The organism is Lewinella sp. JB7, assembly GCF_024297185.1.
Lineage (GTDB): Bacteria > Bacteroidota > Bacteroidia > Chitinophagales > Saprospiraceae > Neolewinella.
The window spans coordinates 24,824-40,041 of the sequence record NZ_JANCTD010000002.1 but is presented as its reverse complement, the minus strand read 5'-3'; the positions used below and the strand labels follow the sequence as shown (position 1 = coordinate 40,041).

Here is a 15,218-nt window from a genome sequence, read left to right as displayed (position 1 = left end):
GCGGGGCTTTGTCATTTTAGCACCGTCAAGTCAGGACGAACCCTAGCCGAACAGAACGAGTTGTCCCGAATCCGCCGCGTGCCTTCCCGTCTTACTGGCGTTGAACGTTACCTGCTGTCGAATGGCCAGGGGATCGAAACCCAACTGCCGGAAATCCTTATCGGCGCAGATCAGAAAGTACTGCGCGCGCTTCCAGACTACCCCGATCTTGCGCAGGTGCTCGCGCCGCAGGGGGCGGAAGCGTCTGGCATCGACAATCTTGCAGGCGGATTTGACCCCGATGCCCGGGATGCGTAGAATCATCTCGTAGGAGGCCTTGTTGATGTCGACCGGAAACAGGGCGGGGTTGCGCAGCGCGTAAGCCAACTTAGGGTCGACGTCGGGATCCAGATTGGGCTGGCTATCGTCGACAATCTCATCGGCGCGAAAACCGTAGAAGCGCATGAGCCAGTCGGCCTGGTACAGTCGGTTTTCCCGGCGTAGGGGCGGAGCCGAGAGCGTGGGCAGGCGGCTGTCGTCGCTGATCGGGACGTAACCGCTGTAGTAAACCCGCTTCAGTTGCTGATCGGAGTATAGCGTAGCGGCCAGGGATAGAATATCCTTGTCGGTTTCGGGACTGGCCCCAATGACCATCTGGGTAGACTGGCCGGCGGGCGCGAAGTTCGGCGTCTTCATAAGGGCCTTTTTCTCCTCCCGGTAACCGGTGATCGATTCCTTCAGGAAGTTCATCGGCTGATACACCTCGGCGTAATTCTTCTCCGGAGCAACCTTCTTCAGACTCAGCTCACTGGGCATTTCCAAATTGACGCTGAGGCGGTCGGCGTACAGTCCGGCCTCGTGGATCAGTTCATCAGTGGCGCCGGGGATGGCCTTCAGGTGAATGTAGCCATTAAACTTATGCTCAGTCCGCAGATTTTTGGCGATCCGGACCAGACGTTCCATGGTATAGTCCGCGCTCTTGAATATGCCGGACGACAGGAACAGGCCTTCGATGTAGTTCCGCCGGTAAAAATTGAGCGTCAGATCGACGACCTCGTCCACGGTGAAGGCGGCACGTTTGACGTCGTTGCTGCGCCGACTGACGCAATACGCACAGTCAAAAATGCAGTGATTGGTAAGTAAGATCTTGAGCAGGGATACGCATCGCCCGTCCTGGGTATAGGTATGGCAGATGCCCATACCCGTGGCGTTTCCGAGCCCATCCACCGTATTTTTACGTTTACTTCCGCTGCTGCTGCACGACACGTCGTACTTCGCGGCGTCGGCGAGGATGGTTAATTTTTCGGCTACTCTTTCGTTCATGAACTTCGATTGTGAACGGTCGGCCGTCCATTTGTACAACCCTGCAAAGTACAACAAATTGTGCTCACTAAAGGCATCATACACACTTTTTGTTGGTCAAAGCGGGGTCTGATTTTACTCCTCTGCGCAACGGGGCTGACGTGGTGGATAAACTGCCTTCCGAATCCCCTATTCGACGATCCGCTCGCCACGGAATTGCTGGACCGCGACGGTCAGTTGCTCAGTGCCGCTATTGCCGCCGATGGGCAGTGGCGGATGCCGGCCGCCGACAGTGTTTCGCCCCGCTTGCGGGCGGCCATCATCACTTTCGAAGACCGTCGCTTCGCCACCCACCCCGGAGTGGATCCAATCGCAATGTTCCGTGCTCTGCGTGCCAATTACCGGGCTGGAACAATTGTAAGCGGCGGCAGTACCCTCAGCATGCAGGTAATCCGTTTGGCGCGTAAAAACCCCTCGCGCAACCTGTGGCAGAAATTCCTGGAAGCCGCTATGGCCCTCCGCCTGGAACTAAGCTATAGCAAGACCGAAATTCTCGCGCTCTGGCTGAATCACGCGCCCTTCGGAGGAAACGTCGTGGGGGTGGAAGCCGCCTCCCGCCGCTACTACGGGCGGGGACCGGATGACCTGTCCTGGTCCGAGGCGGCCACGCTGGCCGTCCTGCCCAACTCCCCCGGCCTCATCCATCCGGGGAGGAACCGGGCGGCATTGCGCGCGAAGCGAGACGCACTGCTCAAAGATCTGGTGACATCCGGCGACCTCACGCCGGAAGGACTGGAACTGGCACTTCTCGAACCCCTCCCCCAGCATCCGCTGCCGCTCCCCCGCCACGCCCCCCACCTGCTGCAGCGGATGCGCCCGTCGGCCGGCCGTATCCGGTCGGAGCTTGACGCGGACTTGCAACGGGAGATCGGCGCACTACTCCGATCGACTCACCTGGATTTGGCGGCCGGGGGGGTGCACAACCTGGCCGTAGTGGTCAGTGACGTACGCACGGGAAACATCCTTGCCTACCACGGTAACGTTCCCGGCCTGAGCGCTACCCACGCACCGGACGTAGATATGATCGTAGCTCCCCGCAGTCCCGGCAGCGTCCTAAAACCTATCCTCTACGGTCTGGCCCTGGATGCCGGGGAAGTTTTGCCCGGACAACTGCTGCCCGATATCCCCACGCACTTTCAGAGCTTCCGACCAACCAATTTTCACCCCTCCTTCGACGGTGCCGTGCCGGCGAATGAAGCCCTCGCCCGCTCCCTTAATATCCCCTTCGTATTCCTGCTTCAACAATACGGGGTATCCCGTTTTCATGCGGCTCTGCGGATGTTCGGATTTAACCAATTAAGCCGGCCGGCAGGACACTACGGCTTATCCCTGATCCTGGGCGGGGGGGAAATTACCATGGAGGAGATTCACCAGTGGTTCGTCGGAGCCGCCCGGCAACTACGGGACTACGACGGCAACCGGCAGGCCAACCGACCGACGGACTACCACGGAATCAGTGCCGGCGCCACCTATACCGTGTTTGAGGCTTTGCGTGAAGTGAACCGGCCCGACGAAAGCGGTGCCTACCACAGGTTTGAGAGTAGCCGTCCGGTCGCGTGGAAAACGGGGACCAGTTTTGGATTTCGCGACGCATGGGCGGTGGGTGCTACCCCCGCCTTCGTGGTAACTGTCTGGGCCGGAAACGCGGACGGAGAAGGCCGCCCCGGCCTGGTGGGGGTGCGGGCGGCAGCCCCCCTGCTGTTTCGCGTCTTTCGCCTGCTCGACCGCTTCGGGCACAATGCTCCCAACTGGTTTGAACCTCCCTACGACGACCTCACGGAACTCACCGTATGCACTTCCTCCGGATTGCTGGCCGGCCCCTATTGTCCCAGCCGGTCCGTACGGGCACCGGCACGGGGGGAGCGAGGACGCGCGTGCACTTACCACCGACCGGTGACCGTGACCGCCGACGGGTCGTACCGAACGGACGTATCCTGCGACCCCGACGCGATCACTCTTCCCTATTTCGTACTTCCTCCCGTACAGGCTCACTTCTACCGGCGTCGACACGCGGACTACCGGGAACTCCCCCCCCTGCGGGAAGATTGCAGCCCGGATGACCCACCCGCTTCCGCCATGCAAATCGTTTACCCCGAAGGTACCGGTGTTCTCAGCCGCACAAAAGACTGGAAGGGTACGCTGCAACCCCTTCACTTTGAAGTTGCTCACCCCGATCCCGCAGCGACAGTGTACTGGCACTGCGACGGCCGGTACCTGACTACTACCCGCACTTTTCACCAACTTAAGGTAGACCTCCCCCCCGGGGAGCATCAACTGACACTGGTCGACAACCGCGGAAACCGCCTCGAACAGATCTACCGTGTGAAGTAAGTGTTAAAAATACACGAAGTTGAGGATATAAATAGTTTCTCTGACAACGGTAGCCATGGCAAAACCCGTAAAAGCGAATTTTCGCAAATCGCAATATTATTGTTCCAGAATTCTGCCTGCCACAATTAATTTGCCTGATATATGAGACACCGTGAATTGTACCGATTGGGTCGGGGTCTCATGATCCGATAGGGTCATTTGACGTAGCAATGTGCCGTGGATATGGCTTCTTATCCCTGTTTTACTTGCCGTAGATTTGTGTCAACGACCCGGGTAAGGGACCCGAAAAGGAGGAAAAGCGACCATACTTTCTTCCGCTTTCGACCAGCCCGGCTTCAATAACGGCATGATCGACTTTAAGCTATTTGCGGAGCGGCCCCCCGATTTGGGAGCCGCTCCTTTTTATTTGGCGATGCAGCGGAAACCCAGGTGATTCAGTCCGCTGTCCTTTGCCGTATACTGTTTTTGCTGGAGGTCGAAACCCGTACAGTAGCTCGTGCTGCACAGAAATGATCCACCCTTAATGACCGATTCACCGGTGGCCGGCCGGTCGGTAGCGGTCCACTCCCAGACGTTACCGGAGATGTCGTAAAGTCCGTTCTCTGCGGGCGGAAACTGCCTGACCTCGGCGATTCCCGGAAATCCGTCGTGCACTTCATCTGCGTAGGGAAAGGGGCCCTGCCACCAGTTGCCGAGGTACTTCCCCCCGGGCAGCATCTCGTTCCCCCACGGAAAAGCGGTGTACTTCCCCCCCTGGGTGGCGGCCGTCATCCATTCCGCTTCCGTGGGCAAGCGCTTACCGGCCCAGCGGGCGTAGGCCATGGCATCCCGGTAGCTGACCTGAGTGACGGGTTGGTTCGGGCGGGCGGGTTCGGCTTCCGGCCCCTCGGGGAATTTGTAGTTCGCGCCCTCGACGGGCAGCCAGGCTTGTTCTTCCTTGGAAAACACCCCTGACCAGCCGAAACTATCGGCTTCCGTCCGGTAGTCGGTCTCCGCCACGAAGGCATCGAACTGGGCCGTGGTCACTTCCGTCTGATCCATCCAGAAACCGCCATCCGGACCGTCGATCCAGACCATCCCTTCCGTCGGGGGTTGGGATGCGGGGGTAACTACCGATGGCGTGGAATTTTCGCAGGAATACACGGCTCCCGCGAGCCCGCCCAAAATGATCAACTTCAGCAACGACATAGAAAATTAAACGATATTGACCCCTAAAAGTACGCAGATACATGAGAAGACTACCCGCGGAGTGGGAGAGCCAACAGATGGTTTTTTGTTGCTTCCCCCGCCGGGAGGGCGATTGGGGAGCGGTACTGGAAGAAGCCTCCGCCGCCATGATCGAAGCGGCCAACCGGATCCACGTCGTCTGTCCGGTAACCCTGATCGTCAGCGACCGGGAGCACTTTGCGGCTTACGCGGCAGACTTCCACGGCTCGGTACTCGAACTACCCGCCGACGACAGCTGGATTCGGGACTCCGGACCCATCACCGTATTCGATACCGGGCCCGTCCTGCTCGATTTCACCTTCAACGGTTGGGGTGGCAAGTTTGACGCCCACCGCGATAACGCACTACCCGCCGGCATCCACCGCCATCTGTTCCCCACTGCGGCCTACCAGCGCATTGAGGAAGTGCTGGAAGGCGGGTCAATCGAATCGGACGGACGGGGTACCATCCTTACGACCACGCGCTGCCTGCTGTCGGACGGCCGCAACGACTATCCGGACCGCACGGCCGCCGAACGCTTGCTCATCACGACCCTCGGTGCCCGCCGGGTAATCTGGCTGGACCACGGCGAACTGATCGGCGACGATACCGACGCTCACATCGATACGGTCGCCCGCTTCCTGGATGCGGAAACCGTCGCCTACGTAGGCCCTCCCCCCGCCGGCGATCCGCAGTACGACGACTTCGTAGCAATGCGCGAGGAGATTCGTCAAAAACTGGCGGATTATCGCCTGGTGGAGCTCCCGTGGACCGGAACTATCACCAGCCGCATCGACGGCCACCAGTTGCCCGCTTCCTACGCTAACTTCCTGATCAGCAACGGCAGTCTATTCCTGCCCGTGTACGGCGTGCCGGCCGATGCGGAAGCGATCGCCGTGCTGGAAGCCGCCGCTGATTACCGGATCGTTCCCGTCAACTGTCGTCCCTTCGTGGAGCAGCACGGAGCCCTCCACTGCCTGACCATGCAAATCCCCGAATTCCCTTAACGATGCCCCTGCAATCCCGCCGAACTTTTTTGAAGCACTCCCCCGCCGCCCTGGCCGCCGTTTCCGCTACGACGGCCTGCGGTGCGGAATCCCGGGTCACCGGCACCGATCCGGTGCGTCCGGTCGTAATCTCCACGTGGCAGCACGGGCTGGCCGCGAATGCCGCCGCCTGGAAAATTCTCGACGCCGGCGGAAGTGCCCTGGATGCCGCCGAAGCCGGAGTGAAGGTCACCGAAGCGGACCCCGAAGTGCGCACCGTGGGGCTCGGTGGGCGACCGGACCGCGACGGCATCGTCACGCTCGACGCGGCCATCATGGACGGTCGGGGGGATTGTGGCAGCGTGGCCGCCCTCCGGGATATCCTGCATCCGATCTCCGTTGCCCGCCGCGTGATGGAAAACACGCCGCACGTAATGCTGGTGGGCGAAGGGGCTCGGCAATTTGCGGAGACTGAAGGCTTTACTGCTACCGAGCTGCTCACGGAAGCCAGCCGGACGGAATGGAAAGCGTGGCGGGAGCAGAACCCGAATTACCGTCCGCCGATCAACGTCGAAAACCACGACACCATCGGCCTGCTGACGCTGGACCGGGACGGTAACATTGCCGCCGCATGCACCACTAGCGGGGCGGCCTATAAGTATCACGGCCGGGTGGGCGACTCTCCCCTCATCGGCGCGGGGCTATATGCGGATAACGCGGTCGGCGCGGCTACGGCTACGGGCTGGGGCGAAGCCGTGATCCGGGCGTGCGGAAGTTTTCTGGTGGTGGAACTGATGCGCCAGGGCCATTCTCCTACGGAGGCTTGCCGGCTGGCGGTGGAGCGTGTCATTGAAAAAAATCCTGACTACCGGGAAATTCAGGTGGGGTTCATCGCGCTCGACAAAGACGGCAATACGGGGGGATACTGCATTCACCCCGATTTTGACTACGCCGTATACACGCCCCGGGAAGGTAACCGTATGGTACTGCCGGACAGTAAATTATAAGCCATGACCGAGATATTATTTGAGGTATGCCTCCAGGGTATTGACGACGTCGTGGCCGCGCGGGACGGGGGTGCTCAACGGGTCGAACTGTGTGCCGCCCTGGTCGAGGGAGGCATTACGCCCAGCATGGCCACCGTAGCGGCGAGCGCGCAAGTCGGTATCGACGTGATGGTGATGATCCGGCCCCGGGGCGGGGACTTCGACTACAGCTGGCGGGAACTGGCGGTTATGGAAGACGATATTCTCCGCTGCCGCGATCTGGGGGTGCAGGGGGTCGTTTTCGGCATACTGAACCCGGACGGGGGGGTGGCGGGGCCGCAGGTGCAACGAATGATAAGGGCAGCCGGCCCCCTACAGACTACCTTTCACCGGGCCTTCGATGTTTGTCGTGACCCGCATACCGCACTGGAAGAGCTGATCGATCTGGGAATGGACCGAATTCTCACATCCGGCCAGGCGGCAACCGTTCCCGAGGGTCTGGACGCGATCTCCCGCACGGTAGAGCAGGCGGCGGGGCGCATCGCTATTCTTCCGGGTTGTGGGATCACTCCCGAGAACGTGGCCACGGTGATCCGCCGGACCGGCGTGCGGGAATTTCACGCCACCGCCTTCGCTCACCAGCCGAGCCGGATGGAGTACCGTAACCATGCGGTATATATGGGTATACCCGGATTACCCGAATACGAGCGGCAGGCAACATCGGTGGAAGAAGTCAGAAAGTTTATGGACGCCGTAGACATTCTGTAGTACGTTATTCTGGTTTGGCCCCCTCTAATTGACGGATATTTCCCAAAATCCCGTCAAAATGTCGATTTGTTCGGGTTTTATTAATAATAAAGCCGTCGAACAAATCCCTGGTGGCTACGTCTGCCGTAAGTGATATACGGAGCGGACGGTTGTCCGTCCACCGGTACACCTATTTAATCATCCAAACACAGAGTCTATGAAAAAGCTTTTACTACGCTGTTTGGGTTGTTTCGCACTGATTTTAGCAATGGGCCACTCGGCCATGGCCTCTTCCCACCGGGAAGCTCCGCTGATTGCTGACGATCCCCTGGCGGACAACACAGACGTTTATGCCTTCGTCAGTCCCGACGACCCCAACACGGTTACCATTCTGGCGAACTACATCCCGATGCAGCTGCCCCAGGGCGGCCCGAACTATTACACTTTCGGCGAGAACATCCGTTACGAAATACACATCGACAACGACGCCGATAATCCCGGCGACGAAGTCACCTACCGGTTCACGTTCACCCGCATGAACGAGGACCCCACTACTTTCTTCAATATCCGACTGGGTGCCGAGAACATTAAGGCCACCTACGTTCTAGAGAGGAGCATGGACGGGGGAGCTAATTTCCAGACCATCGTAGAGCAGGGCATGGTGCCGGCCTATAACATCGGCCCCCGCTCGATCGAAAGCGGCGTCGGCCTGGACTCTACCTATATGGAGGTCTGGGAGAACGCCATCACCGAAGCCACCTCCGGGGAAATGGTTTTCGCCGGCCCCGCCGACGATCCCTTCTTCGTAGACCTGGGCGGCATCTTCGACCTCGGCGACAGTCCCCGGCAGGGAGACGAACCCAGCCGCGACGGTCTGGCCCAATTCAACGTCCACACCCTGGCCCTGAAGATTCCCATCGCCACGCTGCTCAAGCAGGGTGCCCCCGCCAAACCGGAAAACATCCTGGACGGTAACTTCGTGATCGGCGTGTGGGCCTCGGCCAGCCGCCCCGCGATGCGTACACTGGTCAGTGGTGACACCATTCAGGACAGCGGCGACTACGTACAGGTTTCCCGCCTGGGAATGCCCCTTACCAACGAGGCCGTCATCCCCATCGGCATGAAGGACTACTGGAACGCCCTCACCCCCTACGAAGAACTGGAGGACGACGTGCTCGATCAGTACTTCTACAACCCCGAGCTCGCCCTGTACATGGACGACGATCAGTTCGGCAGTGCCGTTCCAGCCTTCGCGCCGCTGCGCATTCAGGAAAACAGTCTCGGCTCCTTCGACTTCACCAACGGTGCCGACGGCCTCTTCAGCCTAAAGGGTAGCGAAGCCGTCCAGGGCACCGCGCTCGACGACGACGTTTTCGGCACCCTTCTGCTGCCCGGAAGCGAGAAGCCGCGCTCGGTGGACCTGTGGCCCATCTTCCACACGGGAGTACCCAACGTACGCCCCTACCAACTCGCTACCGGTAAGGAAGGAGATCCGCTCGCCGCCGGCAAGCCCTTCATCAACAACTTCCTGCCCAACGGCGGTGACATGCTGCGCCTCAATATGGCCGTGCCCCCGACGGATCGCAACAGTGACGCCTTTAGTTCCCTGGGACTCGTACAGGCCGCCGTGCTCGGTCTGACGGACCCCGCCTACGCCAACACCGAGATTCAGATGATCCCCAACATGGATGGTTTCCCCAACGGACGCCGCCTGGAGGACGACGTGACTCGTATCGAGTTGCAGGCCGTTTCTGGTGTCGTACTGGCCGCCATCGGTCTGTGGTACGACGATTACACGCCCGGCGTAACGGAAAGTCCCGTCACCCAGAACCTGGTGGACGTACTGGGCTACACCACGGAGGTAGAGTCTAACGACAAGGCCTTCCGCGGTACCTTCCCCTACGTCGCGATGCCCTGGCGCGGAACCGAAGTGGATCATACCAACTTCGCCGACCAGTAGGATTCCCATCACCCTTTAACTGACCGCCCCGGCTATCTATACGCCGGGGCACATCATAAAAATTATGCAATTATATCAACCAACTAAAGGCGCGGTTTTGCTGCTGCTGGCGGTGATGATGGGATCGGCACTATTCGCCTCTTCCCACCGTGAAGCGCCCCTGATCGCGGACGATCCGCTGGCGGACAACGTAGACGTGTACGCCTTCCGCTCCCCCGATAATCCGGATATGGTGACGCTCATTGCCACCTACATCCCCATGCAGTTGCCCCACGGCGGACCGAACTGGTACCACTTCGGTGAAGACATCCGTTACGAGATCCACATCGACAACGATGCCTCCACGAATGGTGACGACATCACTTACCGCTTCACCTTCGACCGGAAGAACGAAGATCCCACGACCTTCTTCAACATCCGGCTCGGCAAAGAGAACCTTAAGACCACGTACACCCTTGACCGCATCGACCGCAGTGGTACCGTCACCCGGATGACCTCCAATGGCGTCGTCCCCGCTCCAAACATCGGACCCCGCTCGATCGAATCGGAAGTCGGCCTGGGCCAGGAAAGCTACGCCAGCTACTCCGACGGCACCGTCATGACCTTTGAAAGTGGCATGCAAGTGTTCGCCGGTCCCGTAGACGATCCCTTCTTCGTAGACCTGGGCGGTATCTTCGACCTCGGAGACGCGCCCCGTCAGAACGGCGATCCCATCGACGGTCTGGCTTGCTTCAACACCAACGCCATCGTCCTCAACGTCCCGATCTCTGACCTGAAGAAGGCCGGCGCGGCGGATGCTCCCGCCAACATTCTCGATGGCGACTTCGTCATCGGAGTATGGGCATCGGCCAGCCGTCCCAAGATCCGCGTATTGCAGGACGACGGTAGTGATCCCGAAATCATCGGTAATGACTACGTACAGGTTTCCCGCCTGGGTATGCCCCTGACCAACGAGGCCGTCATCCCCGTAGGCATGAAGGACTACTGGAACGCGATCACGCCCTACGACGAACTGAAGGACACCCTGCTGGATAAGTACTTCTACAACCCCGAGCTGGCGTTGTACATGGACGACGATCTGTTTGGTGGCGCCGTACCGGCCTTCGCACCCCTGCGTATCCAGACCGCCAGTCAGACCGTACTCGGTAACGTGGACTTCACCAACGGCGCCGACGGTCTCTTCGTACTGAAGGGCAATGACGCCCTGGTCGGCACCGCACTCGACCCCGATATATTTGGCGGCCTGCTGCTGCCTGGCCCCGGAAAGCCCCGCTCGGTAGACCTCTGGCCCATCTTCCATACCGGTGTGCCGAATGTTGCTCCTTACCAGCTAGCAACCGGAAAGGATAAGGGAAACCCCCTCTCCGCCGGTAAGCCCTTCATCAACAACTTCCTGCCCAACGGCGGCGATATGCTGCGACTCAATATGGCCGTCCCCGTAACTCCGCGTGACGACGAAGCTTTCAGCTCGCTCGGACTGGTACAAGCCGCGGTGCTCGGCCTGACGGCGGAACCGTACAACACGAACACGGACATCGAATTCATTCCCAACATGGACGGCTTCCCGAACGGTCGGCGTCTGGAGGATGACGTTACCCGCATCGAGCTGCAGGCCGTGTCGGGCGTAGTTCTGGCCGCCATCGGTCTCTTCTACGACGACTACGATCTGGACGACAGCGACAGTCCGGTCACCGATGATCTGGTGGGCGTGCTTAGCTACACCACGGGCGTGGAAGAAAACGACGAACCCTTCCGGGACGATTTCCCCTACCTGGCCCTGCCCCACAGCGGTAAGGGTGAGTGTAGCGGCGCGGTTCGCCCCAACTCCAGTAACGACTTCTTCGCAACGGACGGCATGGGTATCGACGCTCCTAACGTAGTGGGCATCAACTTCCCCAACCCCTTCCAGAACCAGACCACGATCAAACTGCGCGTACGGGAAACCGCCGCGGTGAACATCGATCTCTTCGACGTGAACGGCCGCCGCCTGGCCAACCTGGCCCGTCGCACCTTCCCGAGCGGAGAGCACCTGGTACCCGTAGCGGTCAGCAATCTGCCCCAGGGCACCTACTTCGCGGTAGTGACCGGTGGATCGGGTCGCGTACTGCAGACGATCCGGATGGTCAAGTCGTACTAAACAACGCCCACGACCAACCTGATTACCTTAGCGTGGTACTTCGATCCCGATCGGAGTACCACGCTTTTCATTAAGCTAAACCGGCGGCGATGCCCGGTCAATTTAACATCTATGTATTTCCCAACTTTACCCCGCCTTCTAGTACTGATCAGCTGCCTGACCCTCACGTACTGCGGTAGCGAAGACTCCACCGCGAGTTCTTCGGAAACCACCCTGGATCTCCCCGAGCTTCTCCCCCGCCCCGAAGCCCTGCAAACGGCCATGGAGTGGGACCAGACCCAGAGCGGCTACATGCAGATGAGCAGCAAACTACGTCTGGAGGATCCTGACGCCATCGAACCCCGCATTACCCTGGCGAAAATTTTCGTGAACGAGGCCCGCGTAACCGGGGAACACGGCCACTACTACCCCGCCGCGCTGAAGATGCTCAACGAAGCCATCGCCCTGAATCACCAGGGGCCCAAGGATGCCAACCTGGAGTTCGACGCCCTGTCGACCAAGGCCGGCGTGCAGCTGTCCCAGCACGAGTTCAGGGACGCGCTGGCCACCGCTAAGGAGGCCGTAAGCATCAATCCCTACAACGCTCAGGTATACGGCGCCGTAGTGGACGCTAACGTAGAACTCGGCAACTACGAGGAGGCCGTCGCCGCGGCGGATAAAATGAACCAGATTCGGCCGGACTTGCGCTCCTACAGTCGGGTATCCTATCTCCGGGAAATTCACGGAGACGTGGACGGTGCCATTGAGGCAATGAAGCGTGCGGTGAATGCCGGTGCGCCGGGTTATGAATCAACGGCATGGGCCCGCCTTACTCTCGGTGAACTGTACCATCGCTACGGCCAAACCGAGGAAGCCGCCAAACAGTACCGCGCTATTCTTCAGGAACGTCCCAATTACCCCTTCGCCATCGCCGCCCAGGCCGAACTGGCCATGGACGCGGGCAATTACGAGGAGGCGGAAAGACTGCTGGACGAGGCGCGCGCCATCATCCCCGAGGTCGGTTACTACACCAAACTGGCGGAACTGTATAAACTTCAGGGACGGACGGATGAACTGGCCGAAATCGAGGAGGAAATCATGGTCATGCTACAGGACGACGTCGACAGCGGCCACAACATGGATATGGAATACGCCAGCCTCTACCGCGACCACTTCGAGGATTACGACAAGGCCCTGGAGTACATGCAGGCCGAATACGCGGACCGTCCCGCTAACATCGACGTGAACCGTATGCTCGCCAGCATCTACCTCAAACGCGGAGAACTGGATAAAGCCCGGGAGCACCTGGCTAAGGCCGAGATTACCGAATCGAAGCATCCCGAGCTCAGTGAACTCCGGGAGGAGCTGGCTAAGTAATCGCCGTCACCATATCGCCTACGCGAAGGTCACCGGCTCCCCCCTTCCAGATTGCGTTCATCCCGAACAGCACTTTGTTACCAACTTTGCGGTGGGCAGCTAGTTGCCTCATCACCGCCGGATCCCGCTGCCCGTTATCCGGATCGTTGGTGATCATTACACAGCGCGCGCAGGGCTTGGGCAAATAAAACGCGTGATTTCCTACTTCAATCACCGACCAGTGATCTTCCGTATAGGGCTCGGTGGTTTCGACGATGATGTTGGGCCGGAAGCGGCGTGGATCGAGGGATTCTCCGTAGTGACGGGAGAGGTCCTGCAGACTCGCGGTCGTCGTGATGAGATAGGGATATCCGTCCGCGAAGCTCACCCGCTCCGCGTTGCGGGCGTACCGAGGATCGACCGGGCGATCAACATCTTCGTGCATGTAGGCCAGTCGAACGCCGGGCAGGGACAGGGCGGTCTCGAGTTGCCGGCTGCGGATCGTCGGTGCACGGAAAGTATCGTCCCAGACGGTCACCCGGCTAGTGGAGTCGGCGGGGGGCCGGGCATCGGGCAGGTCAACCAACAGCTCACCGTCGGCCACCCGAAAGATCCGTAGTCCGTGGGTTCCGTAGGTAGCTGCCCGGAAACGCGCCAGGTGCGGATGGGTACGCTGAGAGACGAAGGTGCCGTCCGCATCGATCAGCATCCACCGCCGATCGTCCTCCAATCCACGCTCGGCGGGGCGGGCGGAGGTTAGCAATTCTCCCCCCAGGCTCTTGACGGGATACCGATATAGGGCCGTTACGCGCACCGGATCAGACCTTGACCGATGGTTTGAGCTGCGCCAGTTCTACCTGGGTGCCGAGCAGATCTTCCATTCGTTCGCGACGGCGAATGAGGTGGGGCTCCCCGTCGAGCACCATTACCTCCGCGGGGCGGTAGCGGCTGTTATAGTTGCTGGCCATCATGAAACAGTATGCACCGGCATTATCCATCGCGAGAATGTCTCCCTCCCGTACCTCACTGAGCTGACGGTTGATGCCGAAGGTGTCCGTCTCGCAGATGTACCCCACAACGGTGTAAATGCGCTGCTTGCCGGAGGGATTGCTCACGTTGGTGATGTGGTGGTAGGCATCGTAGAACATGGGACGAATCAGGTGATTCAGCCCACTGTCCACTCCCGCGAAGACCGTGGCGGGGGTGGTCTTTACGACGTTCGTGCGGACCAGAAAGGTGCCGGCTTCGCTGACGAGGAATTTTCCGGGTTCGAACATCAGCTCGAGCTCGCGGCCGTACTCCCGGCAGAACTCATTGAAGCGGCCGGTCAGGCGCTCGCCGAGATCTTCAATGTCCGTCGCAATGCCCCCCTCCTTGTACGGGACCTTGAACCCGGAACCGAAGTCGAGGTAATCCAGATCGGGGAAGTCGGCGGCGGCGCGGAGTAGGATCTCCACCGCCTGCAGGAATACCTGGGCGTCCAGGATATCGGAGCCGGTGTGCATGTGCAGACCTTCCACTTTCAGGTCCAGGGCACTAATCACTTTAAGTACGTGCGGCACCTGGTGAATGCTGATCCCAAACTTCGAGTCGATGTGCCCCACGCTAATCTTACTGTTGCCCCCGGCCATAATGTGGGGGTTAAGCCGGATACAAACGGGTACTCCCCGGTGCTGGTCACCGAATTGCTCGAGGATCGAGATGTTGTCGATGTTGATGCGTACCCCCTTAGACACCGCTTCGTTCACCTCCTCCAGACTGACGCAATTCGGTGTAAAGAGAATGTCGTGGGGATCGAAGCCGGCCATCAAGCCGAGATCGAGTTCCTGCATGGAAACGGTGTCCAGTCCACTGCCCAGTTGGCGAAATAAGCGCAGGACATTCAAATTCGTCAGTGCCTTACAGGCGTAGTTGATGCGCAATCGCGGCACCCCGGAAAAAGCATCGCAGATGCGGGTGTACTGCCGTTTCATCCGGTCGGCATCGTACACGTACACGGGGGCGCCGTACTGTTCGACGATCCGGAGGGCATCAACGCCACCGATCTGGTAGCGGTCATTGACAAACTGCATGGGGGGATGATTTATCTAGGGCTAAAGCCCCGGGTAGGCTAAAGTTTAGTGGGGGGTACAATTTATTCCCCGTGCTCCTCAAGCTTTACAATACCGGGAGGAGTTCGGGAAGTGGGG

At 59.7% G+C, this 15,218-nt stretch carries 11 protein-coding genes; 7 read left to right on the top strand and 4 right to left on the bottom strand.

Annotated elements, in window-relative coordinates:
- Positions 1-42 precede the first annotated feature (42 nt).
- On the bottom strand, positions 43-1,302 hold the full coding sequence (locus tag NMA52_RS03780; RefSeq protein WP_254826310.1) for a putative DNA modification/repair radical SAM protein: 1,260 nt from the start codon (positions 1,300-1,302) through the stop codon (positions 43-45).
- 60 nt (positions 1,303-1,362) lie between these two features.
- On the opposite strand from NMA52_RS03780, the gene pbpC reads away from it, so the two are divergent.
- Positions 1,363-3,672 (top strand): penicillin-binding protein 1C, encoded by a 2,310-nt coding sequence (pbpC, locus tag NMA52_RS03775; RefSeq protein WP_254826309.1) that lies wholly within the window; start codon positions 1,363-1,365, stop codon positions 3,670-3,672.
- 402 nt (positions 3,673-4,074) lie between these two features.
- On the opposite strand, the gene NMA52_RS03770 is transcribed toward pbpC, so the two are convergent.
- Positions 4,075-4,860, bottom strand: coding sequence for an SUMF1/EgtB/PvdO family nonheme iron enzyme (locus tag NMA52_RS03770; RefSeq protein ID WP_254826308.1), 786 nt, complete (start codon positions 4,858-4,860; stop codon positions 4,075-4,077).
- Positions 4,861-4,901: 41 nt separating this feature from the next.
- Here NMA52_RS03770 and NMA52_RS03765 point away from each other — a divergent pair, with 41 nt between their 5' ends.
- From NMA52_RS03765 to NMA52_RS03740, 6 genes are all read left to right on the top strand, one after another.
- Positions 4,902-5,885 (top strand): agmatine deiminase family protein, encoded by a 984-nt coding sequence (locus NMA52_RS03765; RefSeq protein ID WP_254826307.1) that lies wholly within the window; start codon positions 4,902-4,904, stop codon positions 5,883-5,885.
- 2 nt (positions 5,886-5,887) lie between these two features.
- The gene (locus NMA52_RS03760; protein ID WP_256534128.1) at positions 5,888-6,871 is read left to right on the top strand and encodes a N(4)-(beta-N-acetylglucosaminyl)-L-asparaginase; all 984 of its coding nucleotides are present in this window, start codon (positions 5,888-5,890) and stop codon (positions 6,869-6,871) included.
- A gap of 3 nt (positions 6,872-6,874) precedes the next feature.
- Entirely contained in the window at positions 6,875-7,618 is a 744-nt protein-coding gene (locus NMA52_RS03755) for a copper homeostasis protein CutC (protein ID WP_254826305.1), read from the top strand.
- 196 nt (positions 7,619-7,814) lie between these two features.
- The gene (locus NMA52_RS03750) at positions 7,815-9,557 is read left to right on the top strand and encodes a DUF4331 domain-containing protein (RefSeq protein WP_254826304.1); all 1,743 of its coding nucleotides are present in this window, start codon (positions 7,815-7,817) and stop codon (positions 9,555-9,557) included.
- A 64-nt stretch (positions 9,558-9,621) separates the two neighbouring features.
- Entirely contained in the window at positions 9,622-11,694 is a 2,073-nt protein-coding gene (locus tag NMA52_RS03745; protein ID WP_254826303.1) for a DUF4331 family protein, read from the top strand.
- Positions 11,695-11,805: 111 nt separating this feature from the next.
- A complete protein-coding gene (locus NMA52_RS03740) occupies positions 11,806-13,050 on the top strand; it encodes a tetratricopeptide repeat protein (protein ID WP_254826302.1) in 1,245 nt (414 codons plus the stop codon).
- Here the strand turns inward: NMA52_RS03740 and NMA52_RS19060 are convergent.
- Together NMA52_RS19060 and lysA are read right to left on the bottom strand one after the other, a co-directional pair.
- Positions 13,043-13,843 carry an MOSC domain-containing protein gene (locus tag NMA52_RS19060; protein ID WP_254826301.1) on the bottom strand — a complete coding sequence of 267 codons (801 nt, stop codon included), beginning with the start codon at positions 13,841-13,843 and terminating at the stop codon, positions 13,043-13,045. The genes NMA52_RS03740 and NMA52_RS19060 overlap by 8 nt on opposite strands.
- A gap of 4 nt (positions 13,844-13,847) precedes the next feature.
- Positions 13,848-15,101 carry a diaminopimelate decarboxylase gene (gene lysA / locus NMA52_RS03730; protein ID WP_254826300.1) on the bottom strand — a complete coding sequence of 418 codons (1,254 nt, stop codon included), beginning with the start codon at positions 15,099-15,101 and terminating at the stop codon, positions 13,848-13,850.
- Positions 15,102-15,218: the final 117 nt, after the last annotated feature.

Coding starts and splice junctions, on each gene's coding strand:
- NMA52_RS03740 (WP_254826302.1), top strand. CDS start 11,806: ATGTATTTCCCAACTTTACCCCGCCTTCTAGTACTGATCAGCTGCCTG.
- NMA52_RS03770 (WP_254826308.1), bottom strand. CDS start 4,860: ATGTCGTTGCTGAAGTTGATCATTTTGGGCGGGCTCGCGGGAGCCGTG.
- NMA52_RS03760 (WP_256534128.1), top strand. CDS start 5,888: ATGCCCCTGCAATCCCGCCGAACTTTTTTGAAGCACTCCCCCGCCGCC.
- lysA (WP_254826300.1), bottom strand. CDS start 15,101: ATGCAGTTTGTCAATGACCGCTACCAGATCGGTGGCGTTGATGCCCTC.
- NMA52_RS03780 (WP_254826310.1), bottom strand. CDS start 1,302: ATGAACGAAAGAGTAGCCGAAAAATTAACCATCCTCGCCGACGCCGCG.
- NMA52_RS03750 (WP_254826304.1), top strand. CDS start 7,815: ATGAAAAAGCTTTTACTACGCTGTTTGGGTTGTTTCGCACTGATTTTA.
- NMA52_RS03765 (WP_254826307.1), top strand. CDS start 4,902: ATGAGAAGACTACCCGCGGAGTGGGAGAGCCAACAGATGGTTTTTTGT.
- NMA52_RS03745 (WP_254826303.1), top strand. CDS start 9,622: ATGCAATTATATCAACCAACTAAAGGCGCGGTTTTGCTGCTGCTGGCG.
- NMA52_RS03755 (WP_254826305.1), top strand. CDS start 6,875: ATGACCGAGATATTATTTGAGGTATGCCTCCAGGGTATTGACGACGTC.